13 protein-coding genes are annotated in these 15,590 nt (G+C 39.8%); 7 read left to right on the top strand and 6 right to left on the bottom strand.

Going from position 1 to position 15,590, the window contains the following annotated elements; translation table 11 throughout:
- Positions 1-170: 170 nt before the first annotated feature.
- The gene (locus J7E57_RS25805; protein ID WP_251030036.1) at positions 171-599 is read left to right on the top strand and encodes a cupin domain-containing protein; all 429 of its coding nucleotides are present in this window, start codon (positions 171-173) and stop codon (positions 597-599) included.
- Between the two features lie 129 nt (positions 600-728).
- Positions 729-1,418: a VIT family protein gene (locus J7E57_RS25800; protein ID WP_215132361.1), complete on the top strand. Its 690-nt coding sequence runs from the start codon at positions 729-731 to the stop codon at positions 1,416-1,418.
- 225 nt (positions 1,419-1,643) lie between these two features.
- On the opposite strand, the gene rlmF is transcribed toward J7E57_RS25800, so the two are convergent.
- The 6 genes from rlmF to J7E57_RS25770 all read right to left on the bottom strand — a co-directional run bounded on the left by rlmF (position 1,644) and on the right by J7E57_RS25770 (position 10,550).
- Entirely contained in the window at positions 1,644-2,660 is a 1,017-nt protein-coding gene (gene rlmF / locus J7E57_RS25795) for a 23S rRNA (adenine(1618)-N(6))-methyltransferase RlmF (RefSeq protein WP_215132363.1), read from the bottom strand.
- Between the two features lie 248 nt (positions 2,661-2,908).
- A complete protein-coding gene (gene dctA / locus J7E57_RS25790; RefSeq protein WP_215132366.1) occupies positions 2,909-4,195 on the bottom strand; it encodes a C4-dicarboxylate transporter DctA in 1,287 nt (428 codons plus the stop codon).
- Positions 4,196-4,260: 65 nt separating this feature from the next.
- On the bottom strand, positions 4,261-5,286 hold the full coding sequence (locus J7E57_RS25785; protein ID WP_215132367.1) for an isoaspartyl peptidase/L-asparaginase family protein: 1,026 nt from the start codon (positions 5,284-5,286) through the stop codon (positions 4,261-4,263).
- 57 nt (positions 5,287-5,343) lie between these two features.
- The gene (locus J7E57_RS25780) at positions 5,344-7,113 is read right to left on the bottom strand and encodes an ABC transporter ATP-binding protein (protein ID WP_215132368.1); all 1,770 of its coding nucleotides are present in this window, start codon (positions 7,111-7,113) and stop codon (positions 5,344-5,346) included.
- Positions 7,114-7,236: 123 nt separating this feature from the next.
- Positions 7,237-7,989 (bottom strand): tRNA pseudouridine(38-40) synthase TruA, encoded by a 753-nt coding sequence (gene truA / locus J7E57_RS25775; protein WP_215132371.1) that lies wholly within the window; start codon positions 7,987-7,989, stop codon positions 7,237-7,239.
- 71 nt (positions 7,990-8,060) lie between these two features.
- Positions 8,061-10,550: a prolyl oligopeptidase family serine peptidase gene (locus J7E57_RS25770; protein WP_251030035.1), complete on the bottom strand. Its 2,490-nt coding sequence runs from the start codon at positions 10,548-10,550 to the stop codon at positions 8,061-8,063.
- A 242-nt stretch (positions 10,551-10,792) separates the two neighbouring features.
- Between J7E57_RS25770 and J7E57_RS25765 the strand changes: the two genes are divergently transcribed.
- The 5 genes from J7E57_RS25765 to J7E57_RS25745 all read left to right on the top strand — a co-directional run bounded on the left by J7E57_RS25765 (position 10,793) and on the right by J7E57_RS25745 (position 15,306).
- Entirely contained in the window at positions 10,793-11,260 is a 468-nt protein-coding gene (locus tag J7E57_RS25765; RefSeq protein WP_215132372.1) for a DUF4293 domain-containing protein, read from the top strand.
- A gap of 100 nt (positions 11,261-11,360) precedes the next feature.
- Positions 11,361-11,894 carry a hypothetical protein gene (locus tag J7E57_RS25760; RefSeq protein ID WP_215132373.1) on the top strand — a complete coding sequence of 178 codons (534 nt, stop codon included), beginning with the start codon at positions 11,361-11,363 and terminating at the stop codon, positions 11,892-11,894.
- 178 nt (positions 11,895-12,072) lie between these two features.
- A complete protein-coding gene (locus J7E57_RS27555; RefSeq protein ID WP_215132375.1) occupies positions 12,073-12,165 on the top strand; it encodes a DUF4293 family protein in 93 nt (30 codons plus the stop codon).
- Positions 12,166-12,198: 33 nt separating this feature from the next.
- Positions 12,199-13,056 (top strand): alpha/beta hydrolase-fold protein, encoded by an 858-nt coding sequence (locus J7E57_RS25750; RefSeq protein ID WP_215132376.1) that lies wholly within the window; start codon positions 12,199-12,201, stop codon positions 13,054-13,056.
- 324 nt (positions 13,057-13,380) lie between these two features.
- Positions 13,381-15,306, top strand: a complete 1,926-nt coding sequence (locus J7E57_RS25745; RefSeq protein ID WP_215132377.1) for a DEAD/DEAH box helicase — start codon at positions 13,381-13,383, stop codon at positions 15,304-15,306.
- Positions 15,307-15,590: the final 284 nt, after the last annotated feature.

Raw genomic sequence — 15,590 nt, 5'->3', positions numbered from 1 at the left:
TAAAGACAGTACCTCTCCGTTCCTCCCGACGTAAAGTCGGGACCACTGCGATCGGGTTTAGTAACAAAGTGCTGGTGCTTGTGGCAACATCCAGGCAAAACGCTTAAATTTACCTTTTGAGCGGAAAGTCTAAAAACCCAGACAAAACTTAAGCCAATTATAAAACGTATATGATCAAGAAGCTAATCCCAATCGTAACCATTTTTGTTTCAACCTTTATTTCAGTTAAGGCCAGCGCACAAAGTACCGATACCAGCAAATACATCCTCCAAAACGATATTGAAGTAGCCAAAGAGGAACCCGGTACGCATAACGGCGGGGGCAAAACCATTGGTTTTAACTTTTTTAGTGATGCCAAAAATCTTAAAACAGCATTCCGAAAAAGAACTTTAAAATCGGGCTCCTCTATCGGATACCATTTGCAAAAAGAAGATGAGATTTATTACGTACTCAGCGGAAACGGAACCATGCAGATGAATGGAAAAACTTTTGCGGTTAAACCTGGTGATGCCATTTTAACCCGCCCAGGTAGCTCGCATGGTATTGCCCCAAATGCCGGTAATGATTTGACTATTATGATTGTTTACGAGAAGAAATGATGATATTCGAACCTAAGCCATTTCCTGCCCCTTTGGAAGGGATAAGGGAAGGATAGCGCTATTTTTCATCCCCCTGCCCCCTTCAAAGGGGGACGGTGAACATTACAACTAGAGAACAGATAACCAAAAATGGAATTAGAAAAACATTATACCAATAGAACGGGCTGGCTAAGGGCTGCTGTACTTGGGGCCAATGACGGCATTATTTCTACAGCCAGTTTAGTTATCGGTATTGCCGCAGCGAGTGATACCAGAAGTCCGATCGTATTGGCGGCACTAGCGGGGTTGGTTGCCGGAGCATTATCCATGGCAGCTGGAGAATATGTTTCGGTAAGTTCTCAGTCCGATATTGAAAAAGCAGATCTTGCACGCGAGAAAATAGAACTCGAAACGATGCCCGAATTGGAACTGAAAGAACTCGCTAAGATATATGTTGCGCAGGGGCTTGATGAAGATCTGGCCATGCAGGTAGCCATAAAATTAACCGAAAAAGATGCCTTAGGCACACATGCCAGAGATGAACTGGGTATTAACGAAATTACACAACCCAAACCGCTTCAAGCTGCTTTTGCATCTGGAGCCTCCTTTATTACCGGCGGTATTTTACCTTTTTTAGTTGCTTTTCTTGCGCCAATAAAATCAATGGTGTTTTATCAATACGGTTTCGCTATTGTGTTCCTTGCCTTGTCGGGGGCAATTGCAGCAAAAGCAGGAGGCTCTAGTATGATTAAAGGGATATTACGGATTTGTTTCTGGGGAACGGTTGCCATGGCAGTAACTGCTTTGGCTGGGTATATTTTCGAGGCAAAGACCAGTTAATCAATCGGCAGTTTACAGTTCTCGATTGACGGTTCTATAGTTGCAAAATCTGCGAGCATCCTTGTAATCTGTGGGAACCATTTAAACATATTTATTCCCGCTGATTTCAGATGATAAATGCACAATGTAGCTTGGCTTTTCCCGTATCATAACCCTAAAAACGAAAAGCCGGGCTAACTTTAATCGTTAATCCGGCTTTGCTTTGCTATTTATCAGATTATCAGACTAAAGACTTTTAGCTTCAGCTTTAGGACTATCTGATTTAGGTTTTGGTTCAGTTTTCCAGGCTTTTACCCACTCAGCCTGTGCAGCTTCGTCATGGAAAGTCCATGCTACGAAACGGCTTATTTTTTGCCCCTGGCTCATTTGCACGGTGGTTACCTCAAAAGCATTTGCTTTAACCAATGCACTATAGATACTTTTTAAGTTGGCACTTTTTGATACCAATGAGGTAAACCATAAAACCTGATTTTTGATCTGCTCGCTCTGGATAATCATCTGTTCTACAAAGGCACGCTCACCGCCTGGGCACCAAAGCTCGGCCTTGTTACCACCAAAGTTTAATACGTGTTTTACTTCCTTTTCATTTCCGCCCAGGTTACGCCATTTCTGACGGGTACCTTGCTCGGCTTCTTTTAAAGAAGCGTGAAACGGCGGGTTACAAACCACGGCATCGAACCTTTCTTTACCACCTACAATACCTCTAAAAATACCCATTTTTGAAGATTGCTGACGGATTTCTACTGCCCCTTGTAATGGCTTATTGGCTTCGATAATGCGCTTAGCCGAATCGACCGAAAGTGGATCGATCTCAGAACCTACGAAACTCCAGCCATATTCCTGGTGACCAATGATGGGGTAAATACAGTTTGCACCTACACCAACATCCAATACATTAATATTAGCTCCTTTAGGGTTTTTACCTTTATTGCTTGACCCTAATAGATCGGCAACATAGTGAATATAATCGGCCCGGCCCGGAATAGGCGGACAAAGAAAATCCTGAGGGATATCCCACTGTGAAATGTTATAAAAATATTTCAACAATGCCCTATTAAGTGCTTTAACGGCACTTTGATCAGCAAAATCGATAGAATCATCATTGTGTTCGTTTTTAAAAACGAAACGTTTTAATTCTTTTGAGGTTGCAATAAGTTGTTTGAAATTGTAACGCGAACGGTGTTTGTTGCGTGGGTGTAACTCGCTTTTTTCCTTGCGGTTATTTTGTTCTTCTTGAGCCAATGTGCTGTGGATTAATTAAACAAGCTGTGTGCATGTTTCTAGCACAAAGGTACATAAAAAAGATTGAAGGTGTGAAGGCTGAGGGCAGAAGGGGTTTCGGAGCGTTCGTCATGCTGAATTTATTTTACAAGTAGAGACAGTATTTTCAACTGCCTTGTAGCTACTCCGTGGTCAGCATCTTTCCTGCTATTAAGCCCCTGATCCCGATGAATCGGGACAGGGTGACGCTTCGACAGGATAGCTCCAAACTACACCTCCTCTGCTTTTTCTATCATTGCAGGCTGAATAGCTTTCTGATACTTTGCCTCATCAAACTGCTTTTCACTTTTAGCAATTACTATGGTGGCCACGCCGTTTCCGATTACATTGGTTATAGCCCTTGCTTCGCTCATAAAACGGTCTACACCAATTAATATGGAGATATGTTCTATCGGCATAATTTTCAAAGCGGTTAAGGTTGATACCAAAACAATAAAGCCGCTCCCCGTTACCCCAGCTGCACCTTTAGAAGTAACCATGAGCACACCTAAAACTGTAATCTGCTGACCTAAGGATAAGTCGACATGAAAAACCTGACAAAGAAATATAACGGCCATGGCCAGGTAAATTGCCGTTCCATCAAGATTAAAAGAATAGCCGGTAGGGATAACCAAACCAACAACCGATTTATCGCACCCAATAGCTTCCATTTTCTGCATCATGCTTGGCAGTGCCGATTCGGAAGAAGAAGTACCCAGTACAATTAAAATTTCCTGTCGGATATACTTCAGGTAAGCCCACAAGCTAAAGTTATAGTAGCGGCAAATTCCGTTTAAAACAATAAAAATGAACAAGATGCAGGTTAAATAAACTGAGCCCATCAGTTTAGCCATGCCCACTATACTTTCCAAACCATGCGTACCAATGCTGAAGGCCATTCCTCCGAAAGCCCCAATTGGCGCTAAACGCATAATCACCTTCATAATTTTGAAGAGCACTTTCGATATTTTATCGAAGGCATTTAATACGCTTGTTCCCTCTCCACCCAATTTATTTAAACCATAACCAAAAAGAATGGCAAACAGCAAAATCTGTAAAATGTTTCCTTCAGCAAAAGCTGCAATCACATTATGCGGGATAATATGCAGAAAGAATTCTGCCCAGTTCATATCTTTAGCCTGCTCGGCATAACCTACAATTTTTGTAGCATCGCTAGCCTTAGTTATCATTCCGGCACCTGGCTTTAAAACATTGGCTACCACTAAACCAATTGCAATAGCTACTGTACTTACAATTTCGAAATACAATAATGCTTTGCCTCCTACTCTGCCTACTTTTTTCATATCGCCCATGTGAGCAATACCTAAAACAATAGTAAAGAATATAATTGGTGCAATTAACATGCTAATCAGGTTGATAAAACCCTCACTGATCAATTTAGCTGTAGGTGCAAAACCGGGGAAGAAAATCCCAACATTAATTCCTATTATGATGGCAAGGATAACCTGAAAGGTTAAATTGGAGAATACTTTTTTTACAAATTCTATAAATGTCATCTTTATTTTTTTAGGTGTTTTGGCTTGCTATTGAATAATGAACAGACAGTAAGCTTAAAATAATTTTATTTATAAATACTGACTTCAATTTTTCCGTCGGCAGTAATTGCACCTCTATACATTCCCTCGGTATTAAAGGGCATAGTCATATTTCCTTTTTTATCTAAAGCAATTAAACCACCGTCGCCTCCCATTTTACCTACTTTATCTAAGGCAATTTTCGATGCCTCTGCAACAGATAAGCCCTTATATTCCATTAAATCGGAAATGGTTTTTGCCACCACATTACGGATATAAAACTCGCCCCAGCCGGTACAGGAAATACCTGCTGTTTCATTATTGCAGTAGGTACCCGCCCCTATAATTGGTGCATCGCCCACACGTCCGTATTTTTTGTTCGTCATACCACCGGTTGAAGTTCCCGCTGCCAGGTTTCCAGCCTTATCTAAAGCTACACAACCCACCGTGCCGAATTTGTAATCGTGGTTTTTAATTCCAAATAATTCCGATTTTTTACTTCCATGATCTAAAACCGCTTTGGTAGAATCTTCTTTAATAGCCTGTTGTAAGCCATCCCAACGTTCCTTAGTCCAGAAATATTTAGGATCTACGATTTCCAATCCGACCTCTTTTGCAAACTGATCGGCACCGGCGCCAACCATCATTACATGCTCCGATTTTTCCATCACAGCTCTGGCAGCAGAAATTGGATTTTTTATGGTAGTTACCCCCGCAACGGATCCCGCCATTAAGGTTTTTCCATCCATTATTGCGGCGTCGAGCTCATTTCTGCCATCATGTGTAAAAACAGCACCTTTGCCAGCATTAAAATGTGGATCGTTTTCTAAAACGTGAATGGCTGCTTCAACAGCATCGAGGCTCGATTTACCTGCTTCAATTTCTGCATAACCTGCATTTAATGCTTTAGTTAAGGCAGCGATATAAGCAGCCTCTTTTTCGGGACTCATGTTCTTTTTGAGAATGGTACCGGCACCACCGTGAATCACCATTACATAATTTTTCTGCTGTGCAGAAACCTGCAAGGCTAAAGCCGAAAACAAGAACAAGGCAAGTAATTTTAACCGTTTCATCTTCCTATTGGGTTTAAGAAGCCGTTAAATTAAGAAAATCCTTGAGAATAAATATATTTAAACTTTAGCTATCCCTTTGGATGAGAACTGCAGATCGTAAAGCTTTTTATAGTAGCCATTTAATTTTAACAGCTGTTGATGTGTGCCTTTTTCCTTAATCTCACCCTTATCTAGCACAATAATCTGATCGGCCTTTTGAATGGTCGATAAACGGTGGGCAATTACAATTGAGGTACGGCCTTCCATTAAGTTATCAATAGCCTTCTGGATCAATAATTCTGTTTCGGTATCAACTGATGAAGTGGCCTCATCTAAAACCAAAATAGCCGGATTATGCACGAGGGCACGGATAAACGAAATCAACTGGGCCTGACCAGCTGAGAGTGTAGCACCTCTTTCCATCACATTATATTGATAGCCACCCGGTAAACGTTCGATAAAATCGTGCGCACCAACTTTTTTGGCAGCATTCACCACTTCTTCGATGGTAATTTGGGGGTTATTTAATGTAATGTTGTTTAAAATGGTATCCGAAAACAAGAAAACATCCTGAAGTACGGTGGCAATGTGGCTTCTTAAGTAATCCAGATCAAAATCTTCAATATGAATGCCATCTACGGTGATATCTCCCTTTTTCACTTCGTAAAAACGGTTCAGGATATTAATGGTAGAAGATTTACCAGCACCTGTTGCACCTACCAAAGCAACAGTTTCGCCAGCCTTCACTTCGAATGTAAGGTCTTTCAGCACGTAGTTTTCGTCATTATAGGCAAACCAAACCTTTTCGAATTTAATATTTCCGTCTAATTTGGCTGGCTTTTGCGTCCCCGTATTTGGCGTAGCTTCATCAGTATCTAAAACTTTAAAAACACGTTCGGCACCCACCATTCCCATCTGCAGCGTATTAAACTTATCGGCCAACTGGCGGATCGGTGTAAACACCATACCCAGGTACATAATAAACTGTGTAATGGTTCCAGGCGTTACATCCAACGGTTTGGAAAGAATACTTTTTGCGCCATACCACACCAACAAACCTAACGACATGGCCGAGATTAACTCCACTACGGGAAAAAAGATAGAATAATACCAGTTAGAACGGATATTAGCATCACGATAGCGCTTGTTAATGGCGTAGAATTTTCTATATTCCTGTTTCTCCCTGGCAAAATACTGCACAATAGATACACCCGTAATGTGTTCCTGCAAAAAAGTATTCAGGTTAGAAACCTCATTCCTAATTTCCTGGAAAGCCACTTTAATCGCTTTCTGGAATTTCCGGGTAGCAATGATCAACAATGGAATGGGCAAAAGCACTACTAAACTCAATTGCCAATCGGTATATAACATTACGCAAACAATCACCACCACCTGCAAACTATCGCCTATCATCGAGATTAAACCTTCCGAAAAAATATCGGCAATAGTTTCCAAATCGGAAACAGTTCTGGTAATTAATTGTCCGATGGGCGTTTTATCGAAGAATTTTAGGCGGAGTTTTGTAATGTGGTTAAAAACATTGATCCGAAGATCGCGGATAACCGATTGACCTAATGTATTGGTTAAAAGCGTGTGGTTATATTGAATCAAAGTTTGTAAGATCAACATAAAGATCATCAACATGGTCATACTCACCAGGCCAGAATAATTTCCGGTTAAAATATAATGATCGAGTGTATACTTAATTAAAAACGGACGGACCGGAGAAATGGCCGCAAGCAGAATGGTTAAAATAACCGACCACACAAAAATGGCACGGTAAGGCTTTACGTATTGAAAAATACGTTTCAGTAATCCGGTGTTGTATACGTCGCCTGTAACTGCCATGCTTATGGTTTAAGGTGTAAGGTTTAGGGTTTAAGGCCCTACGTATCTTACACAAATTTCAAAAAAGGAAAAGTTTATCTTGTAAAGCGGTCGTCAAACCTTTTACCTTACACCTTTAACCTCCTACCTTATATAAGGGTATTCTATCTTCACTAAGTACAAACCACAAGCAGGTACCGATTGCCCGGCCTTACTGCGGTTTTTACTTTCTATTATTGCTTTAAAATCTGTTAAATTTATTTCTTTTTTACCGATCTGTACCAAAGTACCCATAATAGCTCTTACCATGTTGCGTAGAAAACGGTCGGCCCGAATGGTAAAAACCAATCCATCTTCCTGTCGCTCGAAAACGGCTTTGCTTATTTTGCAGTTATTGGTAAAAGTTTGCGTGTTTGATTTACTAAAACACGAAAAATCGGTATAATTTAATAATAGTGCCGCTGCCTCGTTCATTGCTTCTACATCCAGTTTATCTTTAACCAACCACGATCGGTTAAGTTTGAAAGGATTCTTTTCGAAGTGAAGGTAATATTTATAAGCACGGGCAGTGGCATCAAAGCGGGCATGGGCATCATCATGTACCGGTATAATCCGTTTTGCTGCAATTTGATAAGGAAGCATGGCATTAATACCGGTTACCGCACTTAAAACCTTTGCCTCTTCTACACCTTCAACATCAAAGTGTGCATAAAAATCAGTAGCATGCACGCCTGCATCCGTTCTTCCACAGCCCAACGTTTCGACGGGCTGTCTAAAAAAAACAGACATAGCCTTATCTAACAATTCCTGAACGGTAATTGCATTAGGTTGTGTTTGCCAGCCATGGTATAAGCTGCCATCGTAAGCCAATTGGATGAAATACCTTTTTTTACTCAAAGCGATGCAAAAATACTTTTTTCCTTTTATTTAGAAGGAAAGCGTTCTACATTTATTATAAGTAGCCATAACTAAGGCTTAGCGGTATTTTTCTCGTCAAACTGCCACTTATTATCGTAAAAACCGGCCAGCTTAATGCCTTTGCTTCCTTCTTTTGGTAACTCAGATGAAAAAATCATAAAATCAGGGAAACCACTACCTCCGGCAAAATACTGGTTGGCATAAGCCGCTTTCATCCCTTTTACTCCAGTACTGGCCACTACGCCTATCAATAGTTTATTGTCGTATTGAGGCCAAATGTAATATGCGGCTAAATCATCGCCTTTCAACACATGTTGTTTCGTGGTTATTTGCGAATTGCTTACTTGTATAGGACAATGGTTAAGTAATTTTTTCCAGGCTGTATTATTTTCGGAGTTTCCATATAAAATAATATTACGCCCCTGGTATTTTGATGCTGAAAATTCTTTATCCATAATGATATCAATAGCTCCATTGCCCCGGTAATACCAACTTTCAGCATCATATTTGGCTTTATTTAAATTAGCCAGATTGACTTCTGCAGAACCGTTTGTTCCTACCACAAAAACCATTTTATGATTAAAAGCTTCTTTAAATGTGCCATATCGTAAAGGGTTTTTATCTCTTTTATCAATTTTGGTGATGATTTGCCATGCATCGTTATTTTTCTCTAAAAACAGGGTATCGTTAACGCTTCGTGTGGTATAATTAATAACTGTTAAACTATCTAAAGTAATTTTTATGGGTGTTTTTACAGCAAAATCTGTTAAAGCCAATTTTAAAAGCGCAACGTTCTCGGTTTTACCAACAATGGTTGACAGCTTCCTGTCTCTTGTTAAAATGATGCGACTATATTGTAAAGGCTGCGTTTGCTGATAAATAGTAGCCCAGCGATAAGTAGACGAAATTCCGGGACTGGATGTGGTAAAATCGATGCGGTTTACAGCAGAATCGGCAGCAATAGTATGCCACTTAAAAAAACTAAAAATAGGCGGCCAGTCTACACTTTGATCACCGAACCAGTGCTCGCCACCTGGATATTCATAATAACTAAAATCGGCATGAAAACCAGCAAGCAATTTCTTCATTTGCCTTGCATAACTAACAGGCACTACCCTATCTGCATCGCCATGCAAAACATAAACGCCTAATGGTGTATAATTAGTCACTAATTTCGGAACATCGCTCTGGTTGCCAGCCCTTAGCAACATCCTTTCGACCATATTTTTACTACTATCAGGGATTTTCCCATCGGCAGAACCGTAATCTTTAAGCGAAGCATAACCTGCGGCAGGTGCAATAGCAGCCCATTTATCGGGATAAGTGGCGCCTAAAAACCAGGTACCATGTCCACCCATAGAATGGCCGGTGAGGTAAATCTGTTTATCGCTTGGTTTAAACTGATCCTTTGCCAACGCCAGCACTTCTAAAGCATCCTGTCTACCCCAATCTTCCCAATTAAAACCACGTGGCCTGCGGTTAGTGGCAGCAACTACCGTTCCCCAATCTTTAGATTTATAGGCTTTCGCCTGACCAATGGCTTCGACACCGGCACCGTGGACCGACAGAAATAATGCTGAATTTGGTTTCCAGCCGTTAAGTTGCGGGGTAACTGCGAAATACTGCAAGCTGCCATCAATTTTACTGATAAAAGTCTGTTTATAGCTTGATGAATTGGCTAAAGCTTCAATTACAATCGTTTTCTGATCTACATTTGTTTTGTTCTGTAAGAGTTGTATTTCGAGATTATAATTACCTGGTGTGGTTATGGTACTTGCATCTAACTCAAAAATCACCTTCCTCATGCTCAGTTTGGCGATGCGCGAAATGGCCACTTCCTGCTGTTTACCATTTAAAACAGTTTTGATATGCAAATCATTAACATCTTTCAAAGAAGAATTACTTACCGTTAATGCCCCTTTTAGTACACCATTTGCCTGATTGAGCACAATGCTCGGTAAAGTAACGTCGTCTGTATGGATGATTAACTTTTTAGCATTAATAACGATCATTGGCAATATGCTGGCACCTTTTACAAAAAGTTCGTTTACACCTTTTTTTAATTGAACCGGAATATTCATATAAGCCGACGCATAGGGATCGCCCATGTGTGGGGTACCATTGAAAAACAAACTATTGCCTCCAATTACATTTAAAATTGCGGTTTGTTCTTTTGGGGAAGTATAGGTAATGTAGATATAATCAGAGCCTCTATCTATGCTACCTGGATTTAGAAAGGGATTATTTGTAGTCTGAAAAGATCTTCTGGAGAATGCGCTAAAACGACCATTAGCATCTGCTTTAATTGTTTTCCACAATACTTTTTGACCATCTTTTCCTTCAGAAAATAAGCCATTTTCGGTGGGCCTCTGTAATTTTCCATTCGCCATTTGCCAGGCCAGTAAATCGGTATAAACAGCTTCGCGGCCATAGCGGCTACCACTTGCTACCGTTAATGCCTGCTCAAATTTAAGGGTATCTTGTGCAAAGGTATTTGTTGCAGCAAGCAGGAGAATTAGAAAAAGTAAGTTTTTCAGCATAAATCGTTTTATTGGTATGGTTTATCAAAGTTAATCGATTTAAAAGACCACCATCGTAGAACAGTTGGATGTAATACCTTTTTTACCCAAAGTGATATAAAAATACTTGTTCCCTTTTATTTAGGTTGTGCAGTAAATTGGAATTAAGTATATAAAAAACGATGTAAACTCAATTATGAGTTTAGTTAAATTGCAAGCAAAAGCAATTTTATCTAAGTTTGCTTTAAATTATTAAAATCAACATGATACAAAGAATACAATCGATCTGGCTTTTTTTAGCAGCATTAACCTTAATTTTAATGTTGTTTTTACCTATCGCCACAAAAGATGTTGCAGGAACAGAATCAGCGGTATATACCACCGGGCTATACCAAACTTTAACCATTAAAGCAGGCATAAGTCTTAAAGTTCAATCTTTTCTACCTTTAATTATCACCAATATCGCCGTTGCATTTATTTGTTTAATGAATATCTTCAACTATAAAAAAAGAAGTTTTCAAAAACGCATTGCCATTGTTTCGATCATACTAATTGGAGGTTTTGCTTTTTGGTGCAGTATTTATGCCAAAAAACTACCTGGCGGTATTGAAGGTGCTAGTTTTGGTGTTGGAGCTTACTTACCTGCATTAGCCATTTTATTCGTTGTATTGGCTATCTTTGGCATCAATAAAGATGAAAGATTAATCCGCTCGGCCGAAAGGTTAAGATAATTCGCTTATGACTTACAGAAACACATTTATCGTTCTTTTTATCTGTTTACTCTTTTCGTGCAAAAAAGGTGGAAGCAAATCTGAAATAAATTTCCCATTAATGCTACAAACAGAAAATCTGGTTAAAAAATCAGAAACACGTTTATTTACGGCGAACGGTGAAATAAAAGATCAAAATATTATTAAGCAGTTTATTAAAAACGAAAGCAGCTTTATTGTACCAGATCACTACGTTACAGATGGTAACAGTCTGGTTTTTTCAGCTAACCACGAGGCAACTATTGGCGGAAATGTAAACTATACAGTAGTAAAAGACGGAGATTTAATTTTGTTCTATTCTCCAAAAACCGTGTTAACCAACGATCAACTCATTGATCAGATTTTTAAATACCGGGCTCCAATAACTCCTATCCCAACTCAGAATGGATACAACTTTATCACACAGGAAGTAAGGGTTGCCCGTGGGGATTATGATAAATTTTCATTTTCGAGAACAGTTTTTTTGCTAAAACGCGGATCCACTTCAAAACAATCGGGGATTGCATTTAACGATATTGCAGATGATATAGTTTCCAAATTGACAGCTCAGGACACCCTGGCCTATTTAGAAACCGCACTGATTATGGCCCGTTAACGACTCAAAAAACAAAATAGTTTGATTAAAGCTATTTATCTAATATTAATTTTAAATATTTTTTGGCACTAATCTGCTTTGCAAACATTTTCAACTTTAAAAGTAGATGCGCTCAAAAGAGGATTACAATGCTGACCATTATTACTAATTGCCGGTTTTGCATTTTGGTGTAACTTTTATGCCCGCACTCGCTATTTTATTTTTGATTCTTGCCATCTTCGGTATTAACAAGGATGAAAGATTGATACGCTGGGCTGAAAGGTTGCGCTAATTCTTTAATTTTAACAGAAAATTACCTCTATCTATGCAGATTAAAATAAATCATGCGGTTAACTATATCTGTTTAGTAGTTTTGCTTTGCGGAATCTTATCATGCAACAAAAGCATCCATACTTTTGGAAAAACCAAAATCGAAAAAAGTGTTGATTCTATTTACCTTAAACAGAGAATAGCCGAAATAAAAGGTTTAAACACCGATGTTTTTACGAAAGGGTTATTCAAAGGCGCTGGTGGTACACCAATTGTATACCGTTTATTAAAACCAAAAAGTACAAACAGAAAACTTCCACTGGTAATTGTATTTCATGGATCAAACGCGGTTGGAAACGACAATAGCAGCCAGCTGGGTATTTTGGCAAAACTATTTGCTACGGATGAAATACAGGCAAAATACCCAGCTTTTATTTTGGCACCCCAGTTCCCTTCGCGATCGTCAAATTACGTGATGGACCAAAGCAGAAATGTACTTACCTCTGTACCACAGCCGTGTTTAACAACCGCATTACAGCTGATTGATAGCTTAAAAAGCACTTTAAATATTGATGAGAAAAGGATTTACCTCATCGGCTTTTCGATGGGTGCTTCTTCGGTGATCAATGCCTTATCATTAAAACCCGATTTATTTGCTGCAGGTATAAGCATTTCCGGCATACCGCAATTCGACAAAGTAAAAACACTCACGAACATTCCAATTTGGTTGATACACGGAAATATAGATACTGAAAATCCCTTCAACAGCGATGAGCAGTTTTTTAAAGAACTAAGCCATAACAACAAAATCAGGTTCTGGGAGTTCGACGATCTGGCCCATAACGATATTTTCGCTCCCGCAATTATAACGGATGAACTGCCCAAATGGCTATTCAAAAACAAACGCAAATAGCTGCTTTTGCCCCGCCACCTAAACCCGGTTGGCGTGAAAATCCTTTTTAAAACCTGAAAGGTTTGAAAAAGATTGAAACAGAAAACGGGACTGAGGTAACCTAAGCACAACTGCAGCCGCTTTCCAAACAAAAAACACATGTTCTTGTTGCAATCACGACCTCAATTTAAACCTTCTACACCCTACCTTTTCCATCATCCATCTTACATCTACTGTTACTTCCTTATTTTCAAATATTTAGCTTAAAAAACTATTTACTTGATTATCTGTGAAATACGAAATATTAACCTTACCTTTGCGGCTCAATTAAAAATAAAAAGACGAATGACAAACCCATTTCAATTATTGGGGATAAGTGATGACGTCGTTAATGCCGTAAAGGATCTTGGATTTGAAACTCCAACACCTATTCAGGAGCAAAGTATTCCTGTACTGTTAGAAGGCACTAATGATTTTGTTGGTTTGGCCCAAACAGGAACAGGAAAAACAGCCGCATTTGGTTTGCCGCTGTTAGAACTAATCGATTTTAAAATTAACAAACCACAGGCATTGATTTTATGCCCTACCCGTGAGTTATGTTTACAAATCACTAACGACCTTAAAAACTTTTCTAAAAACATTGCTAATGCCCACGTAGTTGCCGTTTACGGTGGTGCGAACATTATGCAACAACTACGCGAAATACGCCAAGGCGTACAGATTGTAGTGGCCACGCCCGGCCGTATGTTGGATATCATTGGCCGTAAAGCCATTGATTTTTCTTCAGTTAAATATGTTGTGCTTGATGAAGCTGACGAGATGTTGAACATGGGTTTCCAGGACGACATTAACGACATTTTATCAACTACTCCTGATGACAAAAAAACCTGGTTATTCTCGGCTACCATGCCTGCAGAAGTTCGCCGTATAGCTAAAAACTATATGGATAACCCTGTAGAATTAACTATGGGCACAAAAAATACTGGTAACGTAAACATCGAACACGAATATTATATTGTTCGTGCCCGTGATAAATACGCTGCCTTAAAACGTATTGTAGATTTTAACCCTGAAATTTTTGCTGTAGTATTTTGTAAAACCAAATTGGATACACAAGATGTTGCCGAGCATTTAATTAAAGATGGTTACAATGCGGATGCCTTACACGGCGATTTATCGCAGCAACAACGTGATAAAGTAATGCAACGTTTCCGTGAGCGTAACATGCAATTGTTAATTGCTACTGATGTTGCTGCCCGTGGTATCGATGTAAGCGGTGTAACGCACGTAATTAACTACTCTTTACCTGATGAGATTGAAAGTTATACCCACCGTTCTGGCCGTACTGGCCGTGCTGGTAAAACCGGTATTTCGATCTGTATCATCAACTCTAAAGAAGTTGGAAAAATCCGTCAATTGGAGCGTATTATTGGTAAACAATTTACCAAAGCTGAGTTACCAACCGGGTTTGATGTTTGTGAAAAACAATTATTCTCTTTAGTACATAAAGTACATAACGTAGAAGTTAATGTGGAGCAAATTGATCAGTACATTCCTCGTATTATGGATGAATTTAAAGATTTATCTAAAGAGGATGTGATCAAACGTTTTGCTTCGTTAGAATTTAACCGTTTCTTAGATTACTATTCTAAAGCACCTGATTTAAACGCAGCAGTTGGTGATGATCGTGGTGAAAGAGGTGAGCGTGGCGAACGTGCTGGACGCGGACGTGGTAGCGAAGGTTACACTCGTTTATTTATCAACTTAGGTTCGGTAGATGAGTTTACCCGTGGCGATATGCTATCATTTATTTGTAACAACGGTAAAATTGGCGGCAAAAGTGTTGGTAAAATCGATTTAAAAGGTGTTTTCTCTTTCTTTGAAGTGGAAGATGCTGTTGCTGATACAGTTTTCGAAGGCTTTAAAGCAGTTGAATTTAACGGCCGTCAGGTACGGATCGAAAAAAGCGGAGATAGTGGTCGCGGCGAAGGTGCTGGCGGTGGCGAAAGACGCGGTGGCGGTGAAAGACGTAGCGGCGGCGGAGGTTTCGGCGGCGAACGCAGAAGCGGCGGTGGCGGTGGTTACCGTGGCGGCGGCGATAGAAAAAGCTCAGGTGGTGGTAGCGGAAGACGTGAAGGCGGAAATAGCGGTGGCGGTTTCAGAGATTTCTCTGGACGTAGCCGTGACGACAAAGGTGGCAACACTGGTGGTCCACGCAGAGAAGGCGGAAACCGTGAAGGTGGCAGTGGCGAACGCAGAAAAAAATGGTAAATCACTAAACCAAATATTTTACAGCCGTCCCGATTTTTTGGGGCGGCTTTTTTGTTTAAAAAGTTTGTTGTTTTGAGGGATCGTCATTTCGAGCGAAGTGTAACGTAGTCGAGAAATCTATTCCTGTGATGTCAGATATTACTATCTGACATGGTCGAACTTTAAATTGAATAAGTTTTTTTTTTAGAAAAGCAGTTTCAGCAGCATTTTGGATCCGGTAGTCCTGCTATCATCCCACCCGATGAAAAATCGGGTTCCCTTCTATCCCTTAGGTTTGAATATTC

The sequence above is a fragment of the Pedobacter sp. ISL-64 genome, from assembly GCF_018613605.1.
Taxonomy (GTDB): domain Bacteria; phylum Bacteroidota; class Bacteroidia; order Sphingobacteriales; family Sphingobacteriaceae; genus Pedobacter.
The sequence above is the reverse complement of the archived record's forward strand: the minus strand, read 5'-3'. Positions and strand labels throughout refer to the sequence as shown.